This window comes from Blautia hansenii (assembly GCF_013304445.1).
In the GTDB taxonomy this organism is placed as follows: Bacteria; Bacillota; Clostridia; order Lachnospirales; family Lachnospiraceae; genus Blautia.
The window spans coordinates 37,297-55,018 of the sequence record NZ_JAAITA010000010.1 but is presented as its reverse complement, the minus strand read 5'-3'; the positions used below and the strand labels follow the sequence as shown (position 1 = coordinate 55,018).

Here is a 17,722-nt window from a genome sequence, read left to right as displayed (position 1 = left end):
GGTGCTGGTATGAATTATATTGTTTTGGACTTAGAGTGGAATCAATGTCCTTATGGAAAGGGAAGAGAGAATAAGAAACTGCCTTTTGAAATTATCGAGATAGGTGCGGTGAAACTGAATGAAAAGCGGGAAATTGTAGATTCTTTTCAGCAGATTGTAAAACCCTGTGTTTATCGAAAGCTGCATTTTCGCACAAAAGAGATTTTGGATATTGATGTAGCAACACTGGAAAAGGGTATGCCTTTTGCCAAAGCGGCAAAGCAGTTTATGAAATGGTGCGGATCTGACGTGAAATTTTGTACATGGGGATGTTCGGATTTGGTTGAATTGCAGCGCAATCTGAAGTATTACCGAATGATAAATCTTTTAAAAGGACCTGTTTTCTATTATGATGTGCAGAAATTGTTTGGATTGTTTTACGAAGGAGAAAAAACTTCCAGGTCTCTGGAATATGCCATAGATTTCCTGTGTATGGGAAAAGAGGGGGAATTTCACAGAGCACTGAATGATGCCTATTACACTGCCGAAATCCTGCAGAAGATTCCCGAAGCTTTTGTACAGGAACATTATTCTATTGACTGCTATCAGAACCCCAAAGCCAGAGGCGAAGAAATTTATCGGGTTTTTGAAAATTATTCTAAGTATATTTCCAGAGAGTTTTATTCAAAAGAAGAAGCGATGGAGGACCGGGAAGTAACGAAAACAAAGTGCTTTCTCTGTGGTCAGACAGCCAGAAAGAAAATACGCTGGTTTTCCCTGAATCCCAAATCCCATCTCTGCCTGGCTTATTGTCCGGAGCATGGGTACTTTAAAGGAAAGGCCAGGATAAAAAAGACAGATGAGGGGAAATATTATGTGGTCAGGACTCTGAAACAGATAGAGGAAGAAGAGGCGGATTTGATTCGGCAGAAAAAGGAAGAGCTGCGGAAGAAGAGACGGCTCAAGAGACACAGTGAAAAGGCGCAGGGTGAGGAAGCAGGAACACCTGTAAAAAAGACGGGAAAGAAAAGGAAAAAGAGAGCATAGACTTTAGGGGGAAGAACTTCTTCCCCTGTCTTTTTCCAGATAACAATAGGTTTATGGTTGTTTATGCTGTCGGCAGCGCAGTTTAAAGCTGAAAATGCAGTGTTTTAGATGTATCAGGAGGTCTGATGCGTCTCCCGATATGCGGAAGGTGATATTCCCAGTTTTTTCTTAAAGCTGTTGCTGAAATAATACTGGTTCGCATAACCGCATTTTAGGCTGATTTCTTTCAACGAAAGATTTCCCGAGGCCAGATAATGGCAGGCGCTTTCCATACGAAGTCCCGAAATGGTGTCGCTGATACTTTGCCCGGAAACTTTTTTGAAAAGAGAACTTAAATAAGCGGGACTGATGTTGGCATGGTGGGCAATGTCATTGAGACATAGGCTGCTGTTTTCAAAGTTCTGTTTGATATAACTCAAAGCAACGTTATATACTTGATTATGATAGCTCTGCAGGGAGGTATCAAGCTTCTGACAAACCTGAGAACACAGAGTTGTCATCCAGTCAGCAAATTGCTTGTAAGTATGGAAAGAATCAAAGTGGGTGTAAATTTGTATGATTTCTTTTTCTAAATCATCCGTATCCAGATTCATTTCGTATAAGAATTTCAGTATTTTTCCCAGCAGAGAGTAAATACGAACAAATACCAGATTTTTGTCTTGAATTTCACTAAGAAGTCTTTGAAAATAATCAGCCAGCCAGGAGCGGATGGCTGTAATATCCTTGGAACAGATAAGGCGTATGAGTTCCTCTTCGGTGTTTTCAGAAAAAGACAGCAGGCTAAACTCTTTTCCCAGTGCTTCTTTGGCATCAAAGATATTTTTCTGTGGAAAGAAAAAGCGGTATTTCAAGGCATGTGAGGCGCTGGCGAAGGAAACAGGGAGTTTCCACAAACTGTTTACAATGTTTCCAATGCCTATGTTGAGGGAAAGCATATGATTCTGGTACTGATCTGTAATGGCCTCTGCCTGCCTGTGTACGGATTGCAGAAAAGGGATACTGTGTCCGGTGTCTTGTCCGATAATACAGACAATATCCTGAAACCCCTTCAGATAAAAAGTGCCGTTAAAAATATTTAGTTTTTCTTTTAACAAATCAAGAACATTTAAAAGCTCTATCTGATAACGCGAAAAATCGGAATCCGTATCCGTCAGCCCTGAGGTGTCTTTTTCTGTTACTTTTTCAGTTTCCAGAATCATAACACAGAAAAAATCGTAGTCAAACTGCAAATCCAGATATTGCAGATATTGTTTTAAATGGGCTGCAGGATTTTCACCTGGATAATGAAGTAAATCATTAAAAAATTTTTCCGTCATAAGGGGACGGCTGGCATTTACCAGATCTGTATTTTTTTGTGTACGCTCAATTTCCTGAAAAGCATTCTGAATCTTTTCTGTCAGGTAAGCGTAGTCCAGAGGTTTTTCAATATAATCAAAAATACCCAGACGTATGGCACGTCTGGCATATTCAAACTTATCATAAGCGCTGACAAGAATAATTTTAACCAGAGGATTTAAGGAAAGGGCAAGTTTGCTCATGGAAATTCCATCTAAATCCGGCATTTCTATATCTGATATAATTAAATCTACGGGATTTTCTCTCATTGCGTCAAGTGCAGAACGGCTGTCATATTTGACGGATGAAACTTCTGCATCCAATGCTTTCCAGTCTATGTTTTTCTCAATACCTTCTGCGTTGAGATAATTATCATCAACAATCATAACTTTTTTCATTACAATCCTCCAGCTGGTCGAATTCTATAAAAATACAGGTTCCATGGTACAGACGGCTTTCAATATTAATGTGTCCATTGCCAAAATAGGGGTTGCAAATTCGTTTATTGACATTGCCCATACCAAAGTGTTTTTCATAATTTATAATCTTTTCTTTTAGAGTTTTCTTTAGTTCACAGAGTTGTTTTTCCGTAATGCCTTTTCCGTTATCTGTAATACGGATTTGTACGGTATCTTCTCCATAACAAAGTTCAATCCTGATGTGGATATGAGGCGTTCTTTGGGAAAAGCCGTGAACAATGCTGTTTTCCAGAAAAGGCTGTAAGGTAAATTTGCAGATAAGGAAATTTTCAATTCCATCTTCCATAGAAATATCCCAGGTCAGAGTGTTCTTGTGGCATAGCTTTTCCATTTCCAGATACAGACGGGCAATTTCTAACTCATCTTTTATAGAAATTAAATCTCCGGATTTCCGAAGAGTCATACGGTAAAACCGGGTAAGATTTGTCAGCATCTGACTGGCAGTATCCAATTTTCCAAGAGACTGACAAGTTTGTATAGAACCTAAAATATTGTAAAGAAAATGGGGATTAATCTGTGATTGAAGAAGCTGATATTTCAAACGTTCTTCCGCCAGAGATAAATCCAGAATAGACTGCAAGTTTTGGTTTAAAGAGGCTTGCAGCTTTAGGAATGTCAGTCCTAACTTGTCAATTTCATCAAAGGTTTCCGGATGTCTGTCAGGGCTTGTCAGCCAGGGAAGGGCAATTGTGGGCGTATCCAATTGAAAATCTTCCATAGCCTGAGACAATACTCTGATTTTTTCGGCTAGGTTCCGAGAAATCAGCACAATAATCAGAACAGTGACAGGCAGAGAAATCAGTAAGGTGATGAGTATGGATTTTATTAATATCTGAATATTCTGATTGATGTAGGAATCCGGAATTTCCGTAATATGATACCAGCCATTTTCCAATTTGGAGATATGGCAGGTTACAGCCCCCTTTTTTACAGTAGAATTTTGGTGTTTTTTCATAAAATTTATATCCTGAGAAGACAATGCTATACTCAAATTCTGGTTATTGCCAGCAATAATTTCACCGGTATCTGTGACAAGATAGCTGGAAATACTCTTGTCGGGGAAGGATTCCAGGAGGGGTTGGGAGAACTCGGCAGTATTCAGAAAAAGGATATAAGCGTATTCTATGACCTGTGTCTGAGGATTTTTTAAAATCCGGCAAAGGGCTATGGTATTTGTTGGCTCTTTAGATTCGGAAATCAAAAAAGGAACAGATAAATCAGGCTGATAGAACCAGATGGAAGAAGTTCCGGGATTTTCCAGACTTTTTTTAGGAATCCGGAAGTTTTCTAAATCTTCTATTGGGAAGAAATAAAGGTTTTCTTCTGAACCGATGTGTTCTTTTGGAAGAAAAACCTGAATGTAGTGCAGATTGAAAGTATTTTTAAATAAAGAAAGATGATTGCGGGTTTCAGTAAGAACTTGTAAATCAGTCTTTGAAACATTGGTATTCATCAAATTATACATATCATACTGAAGAGAATCTGCGGTATTTTCTATTTGCAGAAAACGCTCCTGAAACTGTATGTTTAGCTGTTCATCAGAGGAAACAGTGGAAGCCAGAATTTTGTCTCTGGCAATGGTATGAGAGACTTTATAGGAAATAGCGCCAATAATGCACAGTGGAATCAAGGTGCAAAGTAGGAAAGCGCACAGCAGTTTTGTCCGAAAATGTGAAAAATAAATTTTAAAATGGTGGGGAATGTTTTTCATAATGTGACCTCTTTCTTCTTCCGGTTTATAGTTTGTATTATAAATGAGAAAAAATAGAGGTGCAATAAAGATAAAAATAATATAAATGAATCAAAAGATATTGTATTTTGAAGAAGCGGCAGATTTGCTATTCTAAATTTATCAAAAACGGTGGCGAAAAGCCAGGAGGAAAGAGAATATGAAGAAAAAAATTGTAAGTTTATTTCTTATAAGTGCAATGGCAGTCAGCATGCTAGCAGGCTGTGGAGGTTCCAGCAGCTCTTCAGAGAAAGAGGGAGAAGAGAGCAAAAACAAAGAAGATTACGATTTGACGCTATATAGTATTAATACGACAGACCCGGACTTTGATACATGGCTGGAAGACGTAGAAGGTGCAACAGGTCTGAATATTAATGTAATTGCAGCGCCTACAGATTCGGATACCAGACAACAAAAAATTACGACTATTTTGTCTACGGGTGACTCCTCGGTGGATATTATTGAAATTAATGATGAAATGAGTGCAGCATTTAAGAATTCCGGATGGCTGGAAGGTCTGAACGATACCGTTATGACGGAAGATATCCGAGACCAGTTTGCTCAAGGTTATCTGGAAGATATGATTACTGACAAGGAAGGAAATATTGTGGGGGTTCCTGGGTATACAGGGTATCTGGCTTTTTGGGTTAATCAGGAAATCATGGACGAAGTGGGAATTGCACAAATCAATACAAAGGAAGATTTTATGAAATATATGCAAGCAGTATCCAAGGATGGAAGATACGGATATGGTGGTTCCTGGGAAAAAACTTATGTTTTTAATGAAATTGCTCAGTTTGTCAATATGTTTGGCGGAGATTATTTTAATTGGACAAAAGAGGAAAATAAGGAAGCTATTCAGTTCCTTCATGACATGGTAGAAAATAAACAGACGGCTATTGACCAGATTGCAGACAAATATGAACAGATGAACCCTAAAGCAAATGACGGAAAGTATGGAAGCTGGTTTATGTGGGGCCTGGGAACTGATTATGAAAAAGCAGATATGCTGGGGTCAGATAAGATTCACATGGCAATGGTGCCTGATTTCAGTGAAACAGGGGAAAGGGTTATTTTTACAGATTCTTGGAATTATGTATTAAATTCTGCTTCCCAAAATAAAGAGGCAGCTGTTAAATTCCTGCAGTATATGGCAGATGAGGGTGGTATGAAAGCATCCTATGAGGCGTTTGACCGATATCCTGCAAGAGCAGATGTGGCAGAAAAGGTTGTTCCGGATACAGACCCTGCCAAAGAGATGTATGCACGTTATGCTTCTGAGTGTAAAGTTTCCGGACGTCCTATGCTGCCTCAGACAATGGAATTCATTACGGATATGGGAACTATTTTCCAGTCTTGCATGAAAGACGAAATCAGTGTGGATGAATTTTGTGGAAAAGCACAGAAACTGGTAGAAAAATACAGCGAATAGAGCCAAAGAGAACGGAGGAGAGGAAAAGTGACTATCAGTAAAAAAACAATGAAATGGATTCCCTGGATTCTGATTCTTCCGGTTGTGCTTATTCGCGGATTTACAACTTTGTATCCTATTTGTGTGACCCTAAAGAATAGTTTATTTGATATTAAGGTTCTGACAGGGGTGAATCAATTTGTAGGACTGGCTAATTATGTCAATGTATTTCGGGATGAGAAAGTACAAACTTCTGTGACGTTTACGGTGATGTTTGTTGTGATATCCATGATTTTCCATGTGATTCTGGGAGTTGGATTGGCCCTGATTCTGAACATGAAGTTTAGAGGGAGAAGATTTTTACGAACCATTGTGCTAATTCCCTGGGCTATGCCGGCGGTTGTTATTGGTATGGCTGCAAAATGGGGATTTAACAATGATTATGGATTGGTAAATGATTTCATTCGGCGCTTTGTGGCAGATTTCCAGTATAACTGGCTGATTAACACAGGTTCAGCCAGAGCAGCGGTTATTGCCATGGATTTGTGGAAAGATCTTCCGTTTTTTGCCATTTTGGTGCTGTCGGGATTACAGTTTATTTCCGGTGATATTTACGAGGCGGCAAAAGTAGACGGGGCCAATGGTATTCAGAGCTTTTTTCGGATTACTTTGCCTCTAATTACCAGAAACGTAATTACGCTCTGCATTCCGTTTACACTCTGGCGTCTGACAACTTTTGATTTGGTATACGCCATGACTTCAGGAGGGCCGGGTGAGGACACGTCGCTTATTGCATATAGAATTACGACAGAGGCCTTTACCAACCTGAACGTGGGTTATGCGGCAACGCTGGCGGTTATGCTGTTTCTTGTAATGGCTGTTTTCAGCTTTATCAATATTAAAATTATGAATAAATTGTCGGATTAGAGGAGAGTGCATTATGAAGGATACAGGAAAGTATAGAGTGTACTGCATATTGATTGCTGCAGGCAGGTGGGTATTGTTTGCAGCGGTAGCGTTTTTAATCCTTTTCCCCGTGCTTTGGATTTTTGTTTCATCTATTACGCCGCCGGGGGAATTGTTTAAAACTCCCATTGATTATATACCAGATCATCCAACGCTGGAAAGCTATAAATTTTTAATGGAAAATGTAGGTCTTTTAGAAAAAATAGGGAACACAGTATTGATAGTTGGTGTTACAATTATAGTAAGCACAGTTTTATGCGCTATGGCTGCCTATGCATTTTCGAGGTTTCAAACCAGAGGAATTAGTATTGCATTTGCATTTATTATTGCCACGATGCTGATTCCTGAGGTAGTAACTGCAAGACCTCTTTATGAATTTATGAGGGCTGTGGGGCTTTACGATACATATCAGGGGCTGATTATTTTGTACATCAGTGGGGTTATTCCGTTTACTGTGTTGATTCTGAAAAATTTTGCTGCAGAGATTCCGGTGTCTTTGGAAGAAGCTGCATCTATTGACGGAGCAAACTTTGTGCAGAGATTATTCAAAATAGTTTTACCGCTTATGAAACCGGCTATTGCAACTGTGTGTATTATTAATTTTATTACCTGCCTGAACAATTTCTTTACGCCGTTATACTACTCTAATGATATTCAGGTATTGTCCGTTGCTATTGTACAGCTTCCTCTGAGAGATAATATGTATGGAGTGCCGTGGGATTTGGTCAGCGCTATGGGGTGGATTATTTTGCTTCCTATTATTATTTTTGTAGCAATTTTTGAGAAACAGATTATGGATGGAATTATGGCAGGCGGCGTAAAGGCTTAAAGCAGGAGAAACAGACAGGAGGAAAATAAGATGAATTATGATTTAGGAGGAAGCCTGGGAACTCTGGCGTTGGCGAAGCACAGAAAAAGCCGTGCCATTAATGCAGAGAATCCTACAGGAGAAAAAGGCAAAGGGGGAATGGCGGCGAGCACCCTGGGACCGTCAAGGAAAGGCAGCCCGTGCCTGCGGGATATACCAAGCGGCGAGACTGTGACATTGGCAGAAATCGAAGGGCCGGGAACCATCAATCATATATGGATTACTGTGACCAATAAAACTACAGAAGCGGACTGCTTTGTTTTAAGGGATTTAGTGCTGCGTATGTATTGGGATGATGAAGAGGAACCCTCTGTGGAAAGCCCTCTGGGAGATTTTTTCTGCTGTGGCTTTGGCAGGGAGTGTATTGTAAATTCACTTCCTATTGCGGCAGTTCCAAGCAGGGGACTGAACAGTTATTTTCAAATGCCGTTTAAAAAGAAAGCCAGAATTACATTGGAAAATCAGCATGTGAATCCGATACCGGCATTTTTCTACCAGATAGATTACTGCCTTTGGGATGACCCTTTACCAGAAGATATTGCTTATTTTCATGCACAGTGGAGAAGACAAAAAATTACGGAGCTTCAAAAAGATTATGTGATTTTGGATAATGTGAGAGGAAAAGGTCATTATGTGGGAACTTATATGGCCTTGACAACATTAGAACGCTACTGGTGGGGCGAAGGAGAAATGAAGTTTTATATTGATGGGGATGAGGAATACCCTACGATATGCGGAACAGGAACAGAGGATTACTTTGGTGGTTCCTGGAGTTTTGCAAAACAGGTGGACGGCAAAACCGTGGAGCAGAACTATTGTACGCCTTATATGGGATATCCCTATTATTCTTCTCATGATGAGGTGATTCACAACGATTATCACAATGATGACTGTATGCCTATGCGGGGATTTTACCGTTGGCATATTCAGGACCCTATTTGTTTTGAGGAAAATTTGAAGGTAACCATTCAGCAGATTGGTGTGGGGTATAGAGGACTTTTTGAGCGTCAGGATGATGTGGCAAGCGTGGCGTACTGGTATCAGGCGGAGCCTCATGAGGGTTTTGCCCCCCTGATGAAAAAGGAGGACCGGTGGCCCAGATAAGGAGAGAGGTTTTTGAAAAGACGGGTGTTGGGTTTTGTAATTGGGGTTTGTATTTTGGGTATTACGGGTTGTATGGCAGAGAAACAGGAAAAAGAGAAAGCTCTGAAAGAATCGAGGCAGGCTGATTTGACGATTATGCATATTGATGCAGAAAATCCGGAATTTCAGAAATTTATCCGGCGGGCAGAAAAAGAACTACAGATGGAAATAGAGGTACTTTCCTGCCCAGAGAATGCAGATAACCGCCATGCAAAAATTTCCACTATTTTGGCAGCAGGAGAGGCTTCTGTGGATATTTTTACAGTAAATGATGAAATGGTAAGTGAATTCAAACATAAGCAGTATCTGGAACCTTTGAATGAAACGGTTATGTCCGAGGAGGTATTTACTGCATATCCCCAAAGCTATATGGAGCATATTGCCATGCAGGATGGAAAGATTTATTCCGTTCCTTATTTTATGGATATTATGGTATTCTGGGTAAATCGAAGTGTTATAGGGACGGAGGAAATTCGTACAGAAGAAGATTTCCGGCAGCTTTTAAAGAAAGATTTCGGGGAAGAGTGTTGGGGTTATGGGAGTGCTTGGGACAGTGCGTATGTGTATAATGAATTATCGGAAATGATTCAGCTTTTTGGAGGCAGTTATTATGACTGGGATAATCCTCAGACAAAAGCTGCCTTGACATTTCTTCACGAAATGGCGGAAAGTAATCGGCATTCTCTTGCATGGACAGCGGATCAGTATGAGCAGATGGAACAGAAGTTTTTGGAAGGAAAGTATGGCAGTATCTTTATGTACAGCGGAGCCATGGACACCTTTCAAAGAGCAGGAGCATATGGAAAAGAGCAGATTCAGGTTGTACCGCTGCCTCAGTTTACAAGGCAGGCCACGAATATTGCTGCCTGGCAGTATGTTCTGAACCGGTCTTCAAAAAGAAAGGACAATGCGGTAAAATTTTTGCAGTATGCAGCCAGCCGTGAAGGCAGTATTGCATACTCAGAATGTATGAGCAGACTGCCCGCCAGAATAGATATTATTTGCGAAGAAGAATTGGATATTCCTGGATTTGAGGTGCTGAGAGATTATGTGGAAAATGTAGAATTAAAGGAAAGACCTTTGTCAGCCAATACGATGGGGGATATTACAGCCATGGGAAATCTTTTCCAAAAGTATATTACGGATGAAATATCTCAGGAAGATTTTTGCAAAAAGTCCCAGCAAATTACCGATAGCTTTTTCTGAACCTGCCCGCTTTTTACTCTGCTTGCTCGTTTTTTACGAGAGCAATTCTATTTACATCTCTTTTGAGGTTCGCTACACTTATAAGTATAATGAATAAAGGAGGTCTTGTATGTCAAAGTACGCAGGAACAAAAACAGAAAAGAACCTTATGGAAGCTTTTGCAGGTGAGTCACAGGCACGCAATAAATATACATATTATGCCTCAGCTGCCAGAAAAGCAGGATTTGTGCAGATGGCAAATCTCTTTGAAGAGACTGCAAATCAGGAAAAAGAACATGCAAAAATGTGGTTTAAGGAATTTCACGGAATTCATACTCCGGAAGAGAATCTGAAAGATGCTGCCGAGGGTGAACATGAAGAATGGACAAGCATGTACAAACGTATGGCAGAAGAAGCCAGAGAAGAAGGCTTCGCTGAACTTGCGGAAAAATTTGAGTTAGTTGCTGAAATCGAAGCTGCCCACGAGAAACGGTACCTCAAGTTGTTGGATTCTCTGAAAAAGGGAGAAACATTTAAGGGAGAAGCGCCGTTGGGATGGAAATGCAACAACTGCGGATATATTCACATGGGAGATGAAGCACCGGAAGTATGTCCTGCATGTGCACACCCGCAGGCATATTTTGAGAGAAAGACAGAAAATTATTAAAAATGAAATGAAAAAAGCGCTGCAGCATGAAACGTGTATCAGGATGTTCGTAGGAGCCTGAGGTTTATGCGGCAGTTCTTTTTCTATGCAGTGAAACAGCACAATATAATGCAGGTAAAAATAAATTGCAGTTTGAATGAGAAAAATGAAAAAATTCCGAAAATCTCTTGACTTGTACGTAGCGTACACATTTATACTATCCTCACAAGGAGGTGTTTCCGATGTTATTGAACGAAATTATAAATGAAGTCGGAATGACAAAGCGTGCAGTTAAGTATTATGAAGAAAAAGGATTGCTGTCAGTAGATAAAGATAGCAACGGTTATCGCAACTATTCCGTACAAGATGTTGAAATTTTAAAAAAGATTTCAGTATATAGAAAGCTCGGTATTGGAATTAAAGACATACAGAGTCTTTTGGAAAGTGGCGACAAAAGCATTCTTCTTCGTATTTATCAAGAAAAATTGCAGGAAAAAATTTTACAAGAGTCAGAACTTGAAGCTTTGAAGCAATTCATAGATGATGGTAATGCAGACAAAGCAAATGAATTGCTTGATTACCAGACTGTTGAAAATGCGATTGAGTCTTTGCTGCCAGGAAAAGAATGGGGTGATTATTTCAAAAGTCACTTCAAACCATTTCTTAATGTAAGATTAAGGACTCCGGAACAGAAGCAAGCCTTACGGAATATATTAGAGTATTGTGATGAAACTACATTGAAAGTTCCTTTTCTTATGGGAATAGGTGTGAAGATGGCAGGCGGGATTATTCAAGAAACAAGAACCGCAGATGAGATGATAGCTTATTATCGTGATATGAGTGAACGTGAATACGAAAGATTGAAAGAAATGGTATGGAAAGGTGCTAAAATGAAAACTGGCATAATGAAATACCATCCCTCGATTGTTGCACAGAAAAAAATGCAGAAAGAGTTCCAAGATAAAGGTTATAACGATATATTTATTCCTAACTTGATGGTTCTGTCTCCGCAGTATGCAGAATATAAGAAAGCCTTAGATAAGGTGAGCGATAGAATGTGCAGAGAGCTTGGAATGCACTATGACAGCAACTACAATTTAGTTATAAAAAAGCTCGAGTAAATTTATTGTATCTAGTTATGGAACAAAAGAATGATGCACTTATCACTATGAAAATTGAATAGTAAACATGAGAAAGACAGTTGATTTCAAAAAACAAGAAATTGATTGCCTTTTCCTTTTACAGAAATTTAAGCACAGGCAATTATCAGTTACGGTAGTTGCCTTTTTGATTGGAGGAATTTTCAGATGAATGATAAAAACTTTATGCACAAAAATAAGAGGTGATTAAAAGCGGAGTAAAAAAGTTATGTATAAAGAGTTGAAATCCGGTAAAAAGCAGTCTGTTTTCGGGAAAAGGGTAGTCAGAAGGCAGTTGTATACATACAATAGGGGCGAAGAGAGGTCGCACCTGTTTTTTTAGGTGAAAAGTACCGATAAAGGAGGAAAACATATGATGAAGAGGCAAAGGAAGCGGAACGGAAGTATGCCTGCAGAAGGAAAGCAACGCTGGTCCTTGCGGAAGCTGAGTATAGGTGTATGCTCAGTGCTGCTGGGATTTACAGTATTTATGCCGGGGGCTGTGTCAGCAGACACTGGGGTATTTTATACAACAGGGGACAAGGCTATAGATTTGGAAACACATTATACAGCCACTGGAATAGAAGATTCTAACCTTCGGTATGCGGCTACTGTTTATGATAAGGTGGATGAGAATGGAAATATTCTTTTGACCATGACCAAATGGGCAGTTGGTTCTACCGGATGGGGAACAGACAAAGATAATGAGTTTGCCGGACAATATATGCTTTCTTTTTCTAACGATGATTTTTATAAGCAGATTGACAGAGTTACGTTGGGAGATGTCAGTCTGGAAAAGCAGGCAGACGGTGCATTATGGAAAATGCCAATCACAAAGATTTCCAGATATGCTTTAATTGGAGTTGTCACCAATCATGAAATTAAAATTACACTGAAAAACGGACAGACTCTGGAAAGTCTGGGTTTAGCGGATAAAGAAATATCTTTTAGCAGTGTTTGGACAAAACAAAATGGCAAGATTGCGTCAGAATCTGTCAGCAGCGGATATATTTTGCAAAATAATTCGCATATAAAAAATGAGAAAAAAACAGGATTTACAGCAGGGAGAATGACGCAAAAAATTCTGTTCCAGGCTGACAGTATGTCTATAAAATCTATTCATACCTTTAAACCAAATGAAAACTATTTGCAGTCAGATTACCAATGGGTTGTGTACATCAAAGAACAGATACCGGAGGAACTGCTGAAATATATTGACACAAACAATATTGAAATTTTCAATTCGGATTTGAAAGGGGTAAAGTCCAACAACAGGCAAGCTTTTAAGTTATCTATAGATGATACAGGTTTGGTAGATACCAGCCGGACACCGGAACTCAGCATTATAGGAAATGATACAAGAACACAGTTAACTGCAGCCAGAAACAATACAAATGACATTTTCTGGGGAACACTTGGACAATCCAGAAATTATACGATTGAGTATAAGCTGAAAGAAAATGTAACTATGGCTGAATTTGCAAAAGCCATGAATGATTATATTGCGGAAAAGAATGAGAGAGTTCTGTTTGACCATTGGATGGAGGCAGACTATCTGGACACAGCAGGCTCTAAAGCGGACGGGGGACAGCCGCCTCAGCAGTTGGAAAACTCCTATTCGAATGCTTATTTGGATACCAATGACACAGATAAAGATGGTATTTTTGATTTTGTGGAATGGGAGATAGGGACAGATGTCAAAATGGTAGATACGGACGGCGATGGGGTTCCGGATGGGAAGGAATTTGTGGAGGATAATACCAGTCCTCTGAAGGCATCAGATTATCTGGTATCCGTACCAAAGACGGATAAAAAGAAATATGACACAGATACTAAAAGTATTATAGAAGGTACAGTTCCTAAGCCGCTCCTTACAGATCCCAGCAATCCAGACCGTTTGCTGCGGGTGACAAATGCGGAAGCCGGAGGTGTCATTGTGAAACTGCTGAAATATGATGAGACAACACAAACCCCTGGAAATAAGGAATATGCTTCTGTGAAAATACCGTATGAAGACCTTGAGGCTGGAAAATTCAGTATGGAAATACAGGCTAATACAGTGCCGGAAGGAACAAAAGCTATTTTAGTTGCATATAGTCCAAATGGTAAAAATGCTGTTGCAGGAGATATTTTAGAGTTTGTAACGGTTGCAGACGCCGAGAAATATGAGGCGAAAGGTCAGGATATACAGGCAGAATTAAATAGTCAGCCAAAAGCTGAAAGTGCGATTGCAAATAAGGGAGATTTACCGAAAAATAGCCAATACGACTGGAAAATACCTGTAGATACCAGCGCTGAAGGAGAAAAAACAGGAACAGTCGTCGTAACTTATCCGGACGGAAGCCAGGATGAGGTAGAGGTGAAAATAACGGTAACAGACAGCAGAAGCGATGCAGAGAAATATGAAGCAAAAGGTAAGGATATACAGGCAGAATTGAACAGCCAGCCAGAAGCCGAGAGTGCAATCGCGAATAAAGCAGATTTACCGAAGAATACGAACTACGACTGGAAAACGCCTATAGACACCAGTAGCGAAGGAGAAAAGACAGGAACAGTCGTCATCACTTATCCAGATGGAAGCCAGGATGAGATAGAAGTAAAAGTAACGGTAACAGACAGCAGGACAGATGCGGGAAAATACGAAGCAGAAGGGGGAATTCTGGAAAAACCGTATGGAGAACCAGCGACAGAGAAAGAAGTTTTGTCCAAAGTAACAACGAACGCTCCGGCCGAGAAAATTCAGTCCATGCTTGTCACAGGAGCAATACCAGGTACCGGACAGAATAAGCCGGTGGAAGTGACCGTTACCTATGCAGACGGCTCTGTGGATACCGTAACCGTAATGGTTAGCTACGGAAGCGCAGCAGATTTATATGAACCGGAAGGACAGCCTATTATCGCAGATAAGGGAAGTCAGCCTTCAGCGTCAGATGCTATAGCCAATAAAGACGAATTACCGCCGGAAACCTCCTATGAGTGGGAGAATCCAGTGGATACCTCGGTACCGGGAACAGTTCCGGGAACCATCCTTGTAACCTATCCGGACGGTTCTAAAGATACTGTCCGTGTGGACATCACTGTAAATGAGACCGCGACAGACACGGAGCAGTACGAAGCAGAAGGGGGAACTTTAGAAAAACCGTATGGAGAACCAGCGACAGAGGAAGAAGTTTTGTCCAAAGTAACAACGAACGCTCCGGCCGAGAAAATTCAGTCCATACTTGTCACAGGAACAATACCAGGTGCCGGACAGAATAAGCCGGTGGAAGTGACCGTTACCTATGCAGACGGTTCTGTGGATACCGTAACCGTAATGGTCAGCTACGGAAGCGCAGCAGATTTATATGAACCGGAAGGACAGCCTATTACCACGGATAAGGGTAACCAGCCTTCAGCGTCAGACGCTGTAGCCAATAAAGATGAATTGCCGCCGGAAACTTCTTATGAGTGGCAGAGCCCAGTGGATACCTCGGTGCCGGGAACAGTTCCGGGAACCATCCTTGTAACCTATCCGGATGGTTCTAAAGATACTGTAATAGTGGAAATTACAATTAAAGAAACGGCATCTTCACAGACCGACGCTCAAAAATATACTCCGCAGGGACAGTCTGTTACAGTAGAAATGGGAAAAGATGTAAGTGCAGCAGAGGCCATTAAAAACAAAGAGGAATTGCCGCAAGATACAAAGTACCAGTGGGAAAATGCTGTAGATACCAGTAAACCGGGAAAAATAACAGGGACAGTTGTGGTAATCTATCCGGATGGTTCCACGGAGAAAGTATCAACAGAAATTACGGTTACAGATACAAGAACAGATGCAGAAAAATATGACCCTATAACGAAACCGGAAGTTATCAAACCGGGAGAAAAGCCGGATTTGACAGATAATATAACCAATATAAAAGATTTGCCTCAAGGAACGGAGATAAAAGATGTAACTCCTGAAGGTGCAATTGATATTCATACGCCTGGAGAATATACAGGTACTTTGGAAATTTTGTACCCTGACGGAAGTAAAGAGACTGTGACAACTAAGGTTACTGTGGAAAAATCCAAAGCAGTTGCCGGCAAAACAGAGTATAAAGCTCCAACGCCTAAGGGGACTGATACCAATGGAAATTCGGGAAGAAAGACAAAGGGTATTGTAAAGACAGGAGATGAAGCGCCTACAGCAGTGTATGCCGGACTTCTGGGTTCTGCTTTGACTTTGTTTGGAATGGTATCTGCAAAAGCAAAGAAGAGAAAGCATAAAACAGACAGGTGAGAAAAACTGCCGCCTGAAGCGAAGCGCCGGAAAGAATTCCGGTATCGCTTCAGGCGGCAGCTTTTAAGTATTTATATTCAGGTGTAGAGAGGGCGCTTTGCAATAGTATTTTCATTTTTGAATTGTTGGGGTGTTATTCCTGTGTGTTTTTTAAAGGATCTGTGAAAATGGGACATATCGTAATAACTCAAACGCTTTGCAGTATCAGAAATAGGAAGTCCGGATTGCAGCAGAACCTTAGCTTCTTCTACTTTTCGGGTTGTAATATAATCAATAATGGTCATACCCATTTCATTTTTAAAATTTCGGCGCAGAGCGCTTTCAGAGATATAAAATTCTCTGGCAAGAGTGGCTACCTTAATTGGTTCATAAATTTTCAGATTAATGTGCTGCACAATACACCGGATGAGAGGAGACTGCAGTTTTTTTGCAAGACCGTGAAGCTCTTTTGTAAAATGAATGATGGCGCTGTCCCTGGTATCCAGAACCCCGATTAAATCTGTCTGTTGTTCCAGCTTTCTAATGTAAAAATCCCGGAGGTGTACTATGCGTAAAATATCTTTTCCTACCTGAATTGCAAGTGAAGACAGTTTTTCCAGAATAATAATCGTATAATTTTTCTCTGTACGCAGCGAATCACTGGTTGCGACGGGGATTACACTGCTGCCCAGGTTGGCAATTTCCTGTTTTAAAACCTTTAAGTCCCCTTGTTCTACGAGATTTAAAATCCTGTTCTCATAGTGGAAAAGATACCGTTCTTCCCGGAAAGAATCTGTCCGCATTTTGCGAAGGCTTTCCTCCTCAAGTGTCAGGGAATTTTCCGCTACCTTTCGGTGGAGTTCCGTAGAATACTCCTGTTCCAGGTCAAAGTCAAAGAGAAATCCCAGCAAAATCAGAAAATCGCGCATATCTCCCAAAGAATATACGGGCATAGAATGATAATAACTCTGGTAATTCATTTTTTCCAGGGTTTTTTGCTGCTGAGGAGAAAGCGTGTTGAAAATAGCTGTTAAGTCTTTGTCGGAAACGCGGCGTGTAAGGTAAGGGCCCAGGATAATAGAGATGTCTTTATATTTTACTGCCAAAAAGACCTCCCGAAGAATTCCGTAATAAAAAGATACATACCGGCTTGGAACCTTTTTTTCTGTTAGCTTGTAAGAAAGCGGATGAGCGTAACTGGAACAGTAAGAGGTTACCAGAGAATTATCTTTATCTATGATATAAACGGGCAGTTTCGTTGTGACATGCAATGCTTTGATTTTTTTCATATCCAGCTGTGTTAATTCCATTCAAAAGTACTCCTTTATAATTTATATATATAAAGGTAGCATAAAAGATGAAAGTGTACAATTCTTCTGGGTGCAAGAAGGGATAAAAGGACGAAAAATGAAATGAAAAGGCGAAAAGTACAGTGGAAATAACGGGAATACAATAAAAAAAGAAGAGAGTCTCTTGTCGAGACTGTAGAACTCCAATGTTGGGTTCTTGCTTTTTTTTCAAATTTGTGGTAAATTCAAACCCTGTAGCAAGA

General features: G+C 40.3%; 12 protein-coding genes. 9 read left to right on the top strand and 3 right to left on the bottom strand.

Annotated features, from left to right (window positions below; genetic code table 11):
- Positions 1-9: 9 nt before the first annotated feature.
- Positions 10-1,026, top strand: coding sequence for a 3'-5' exonuclease (locus G5A70_RS09070; RefSeq protein WP_173749328.1), 1,017 nt, complete (start codon positions 10-12; stop codon positions 1,024-1,026).
- A gap of 113 nt (positions 1,027-1,139) precedes the next feature.
- On the opposite strand, the gene G5A70_RS09065 is transcribed toward G5A70_RS09070, so the two are convergent.
- Together G5A70_RS09065 and G5A70_RS09060 are read right to left on the bottom strand one after the other, a co-directional pair.
- Positions 1,140-2,759 (bottom strand): response regulator transcription factor, encoded by a 1,620-nt coding sequence (locus G5A70_RS09065; protein ID WP_173749327.1) that lies wholly within the window; start codon positions 2,757-2,759, stop codon positions 1,140-1,142.
- On the bottom strand, positions 2,737-4,551 hold the full coding sequence (locus G5A70_RS09060) for a sensor histidine kinase (protein WP_173749326.1): 1,815 nt from the start codon (positions 4,549-4,551) through the stop codon (positions 2,737-2,739). Before G5A70_RS09060 ends, G5A70_RS09065 begins: the two co-directional genes overlap by 23 nt.
- A gap of 178 nt (positions 4,552-4,729) precedes the next feature.
- Between G5A70_RS09060 and G5A70_RS09055 the strand changes: the two genes are divergently transcribed.
- The 8 genes from G5A70_RS09055 to G5A70_RS09020 all read left to right on the top strand — a co-directional run bounded on the left by G5A70_RS09055 (position 4,730) and on the right by G5A70_RS09020 (position 16,191).
- Positions 4,730-6,001 (top strand): ABC transporter substrate-binding protein, encoded by a 1,272-nt coding sequence (locus tag G5A70_RS09055; RefSeq protein ID WP_173749325.1) that lies wholly within the window; start codon positions 4,730-4,732, stop codon positions 5,999-6,001.
- A 48-nt stretch (positions 6,002-6,049) separates the two neighbouring features.
- Positions 6,050-6,907: a carbohydrate ABC transporter permease gene (locus G5A70_RS09050; RefSeq protein WP_173749365.1), complete on the top strand. Its 858-nt coding sequence runs from the start codon at positions 6,050-6,052 to the stop codon at positions 6,905-6,907.
- 13 nt (positions 6,908-6,920) lie between these two features.
- Positions 6,921-7,775 carry a carbohydrate ABC transporter permease gene (locus G5A70_RS09045; RefSeq protein WP_173749324.1) on the top strand — a complete coding sequence of 285 codons (855 nt, stop codon included), beginning with the start codon at positions 6,921-6,923 and terminating at the stop codon, positions 7,773-7,775.
- A 30-nt stretch (positions 7,776-7,805) separates the two neighbouring features.
- Positions 7,806-8,918, top strand: a complete 1,113-nt coding sequence (locus tag G5A70_RS09040) for a glycoside hydrolase family 172 protein (RefSeq protein ID WP_173749323.1) — start codon at positions 7,806-7,808, stop codon at positions 8,916-8,918.
- 12 nt (positions 8,919-8,930) lie between these two features.
- Complete coding sequence (locus tag G5A70_RS09035; protein ID WP_173749322.1) at positions 8,931-10,163, top strand: ABC transporter substrate-binding protein; 1,233 nt, start codon at positions 8,931-8,933, stop codon at positions 10,161-10,163.
- A 109-nt stretch (positions 10,164-10,272) separates the two neighbouring features.
- A complete protein-coding gene (rbr, locus tag G5A70_RS09030; protein ID WP_173749321.1) occupies positions 10,273-10,809 on the top strand; it encodes a rubrerythrin in 537 nt (178 codons plus the stop codon).
- Positions 10,810-11,030: 221 nt separating this feature from the next.
- Positions 11,031-11,909 carry a MerR family transcriptional regulator gene (locus G5A70_RS09025; protein ID WP_173749320.1) on the top strand — a complete coding sequence of 293 codons (879 nt, stop codon included), beginning with the start codon at positions 11,031-11,033 and terminating at the stop codon, positions 11,907-11,909.
- Between the two features lie 391 nt (positions 11,910-12,300).
- Positions 12,301-16,191 carry a Rib/alpha-like domain-containing protein gene (locus tag G5A70_RS09020; protein WP_173749319.1) on the top strand — a complete coding sequence of 1,297 codons (3,891 nt, stop codon included), beginning with the start codon at positions 12,301-12,303 and terminating at the stop codon, positions 16,189-16,191.
- A gap of 77 nt (positions 16,192-16,268) precedes the next feature.
- Here the strand turns inward: G5A70_RS09020 and G5A70_RS09015 are convergent, their stop codons facing one another.
- Complete coding sequence (locus G5A70_RS09015; protein WP_173749318.1) at positions 16,269-17,480, bottom strand: YSIRK-targeted surface antigen transcriptional regulator; 1,212 nt, start codon at positions 17,478-17,480, stop codon at positions 16,269-16,271.
- Positions 17,481-17,722 lie beyond the last annotated feature (242 nt).

Coding starts and splice junctions, on each gene's coding strand:
- G5A70_RS09045 (WP_173749324.1), top strand. CDS start 6,921: ATGAAGGATACAGGAAAGTATAGAGTGTACTGCATATTGATTGCTGCA.
- G5A70_RS09050 (WP_173749365.1), top strand. CDS start 6,050: ATGAAATGGATTCCCTGGATTCTGATTCTTCCGGTTGTGCTTATTCGC.
- G5A70_RS09065 (WP_173749327.1), bottom strand. CDS start 2,759: ATGAAAAAAGTTATGATTGTTGATGATAATTATCTCAACGCAGAAGGT.
- G5A70_RS09015 (WP_173749318.1), bottom strand. CDS start 17,480: ATGGAATTAACACAGCTGGATATGAAAAAAATCAAAGCATTGCATGTC.
- G5A70_RS09060 (WP_173749326.1), bottom strand. CDS start 4,551: ATGAAAAACATTCCCCACCATTTTAAAATTTATTTTTCACATTTTCGG.
- G5A70_RS09070 (WP_173749328.1), top strand. CDS start 10: ATGAATTATATTGTTTTGGACTTAGAGTGGAATCAATGTCCTTATGGA.
- rbr (WP_173749321.1), top strand. CDS start 10,273: ATGTCAAAGTACGCAGGAACAAAAACAGAAAAGAACCTTATGGAAGCT.
- G5A70_RS09020 (WP_173749319.1), top strand. CDS start 12,301: ATGATGAAGAGGCAAAGGAAGCGGAACGGAAGTATGCCTGCAGAAGGA.
- G5A70_RS09040 (WP_173749323.1), top strand. CDS start 7,806: ATGAATTATGATTTAGGAGGAAGCCTGGGAACTCTGGCGTTGGCGAAG.
- G5A70_RS09055 (WP_173749325.1), top strand. CDS start 4,730: ATGAAGAAAAAAATTGTAAGTTTATTTCTTATAAGTGCAATGGCAGTC.
- G5A70_RS09025 (WP_173749320.1), top strand. CDS start 11,031: ATGTTATTGAACGAAATTATAAATGAAGTCGGAATGACAAAGCGTGCA.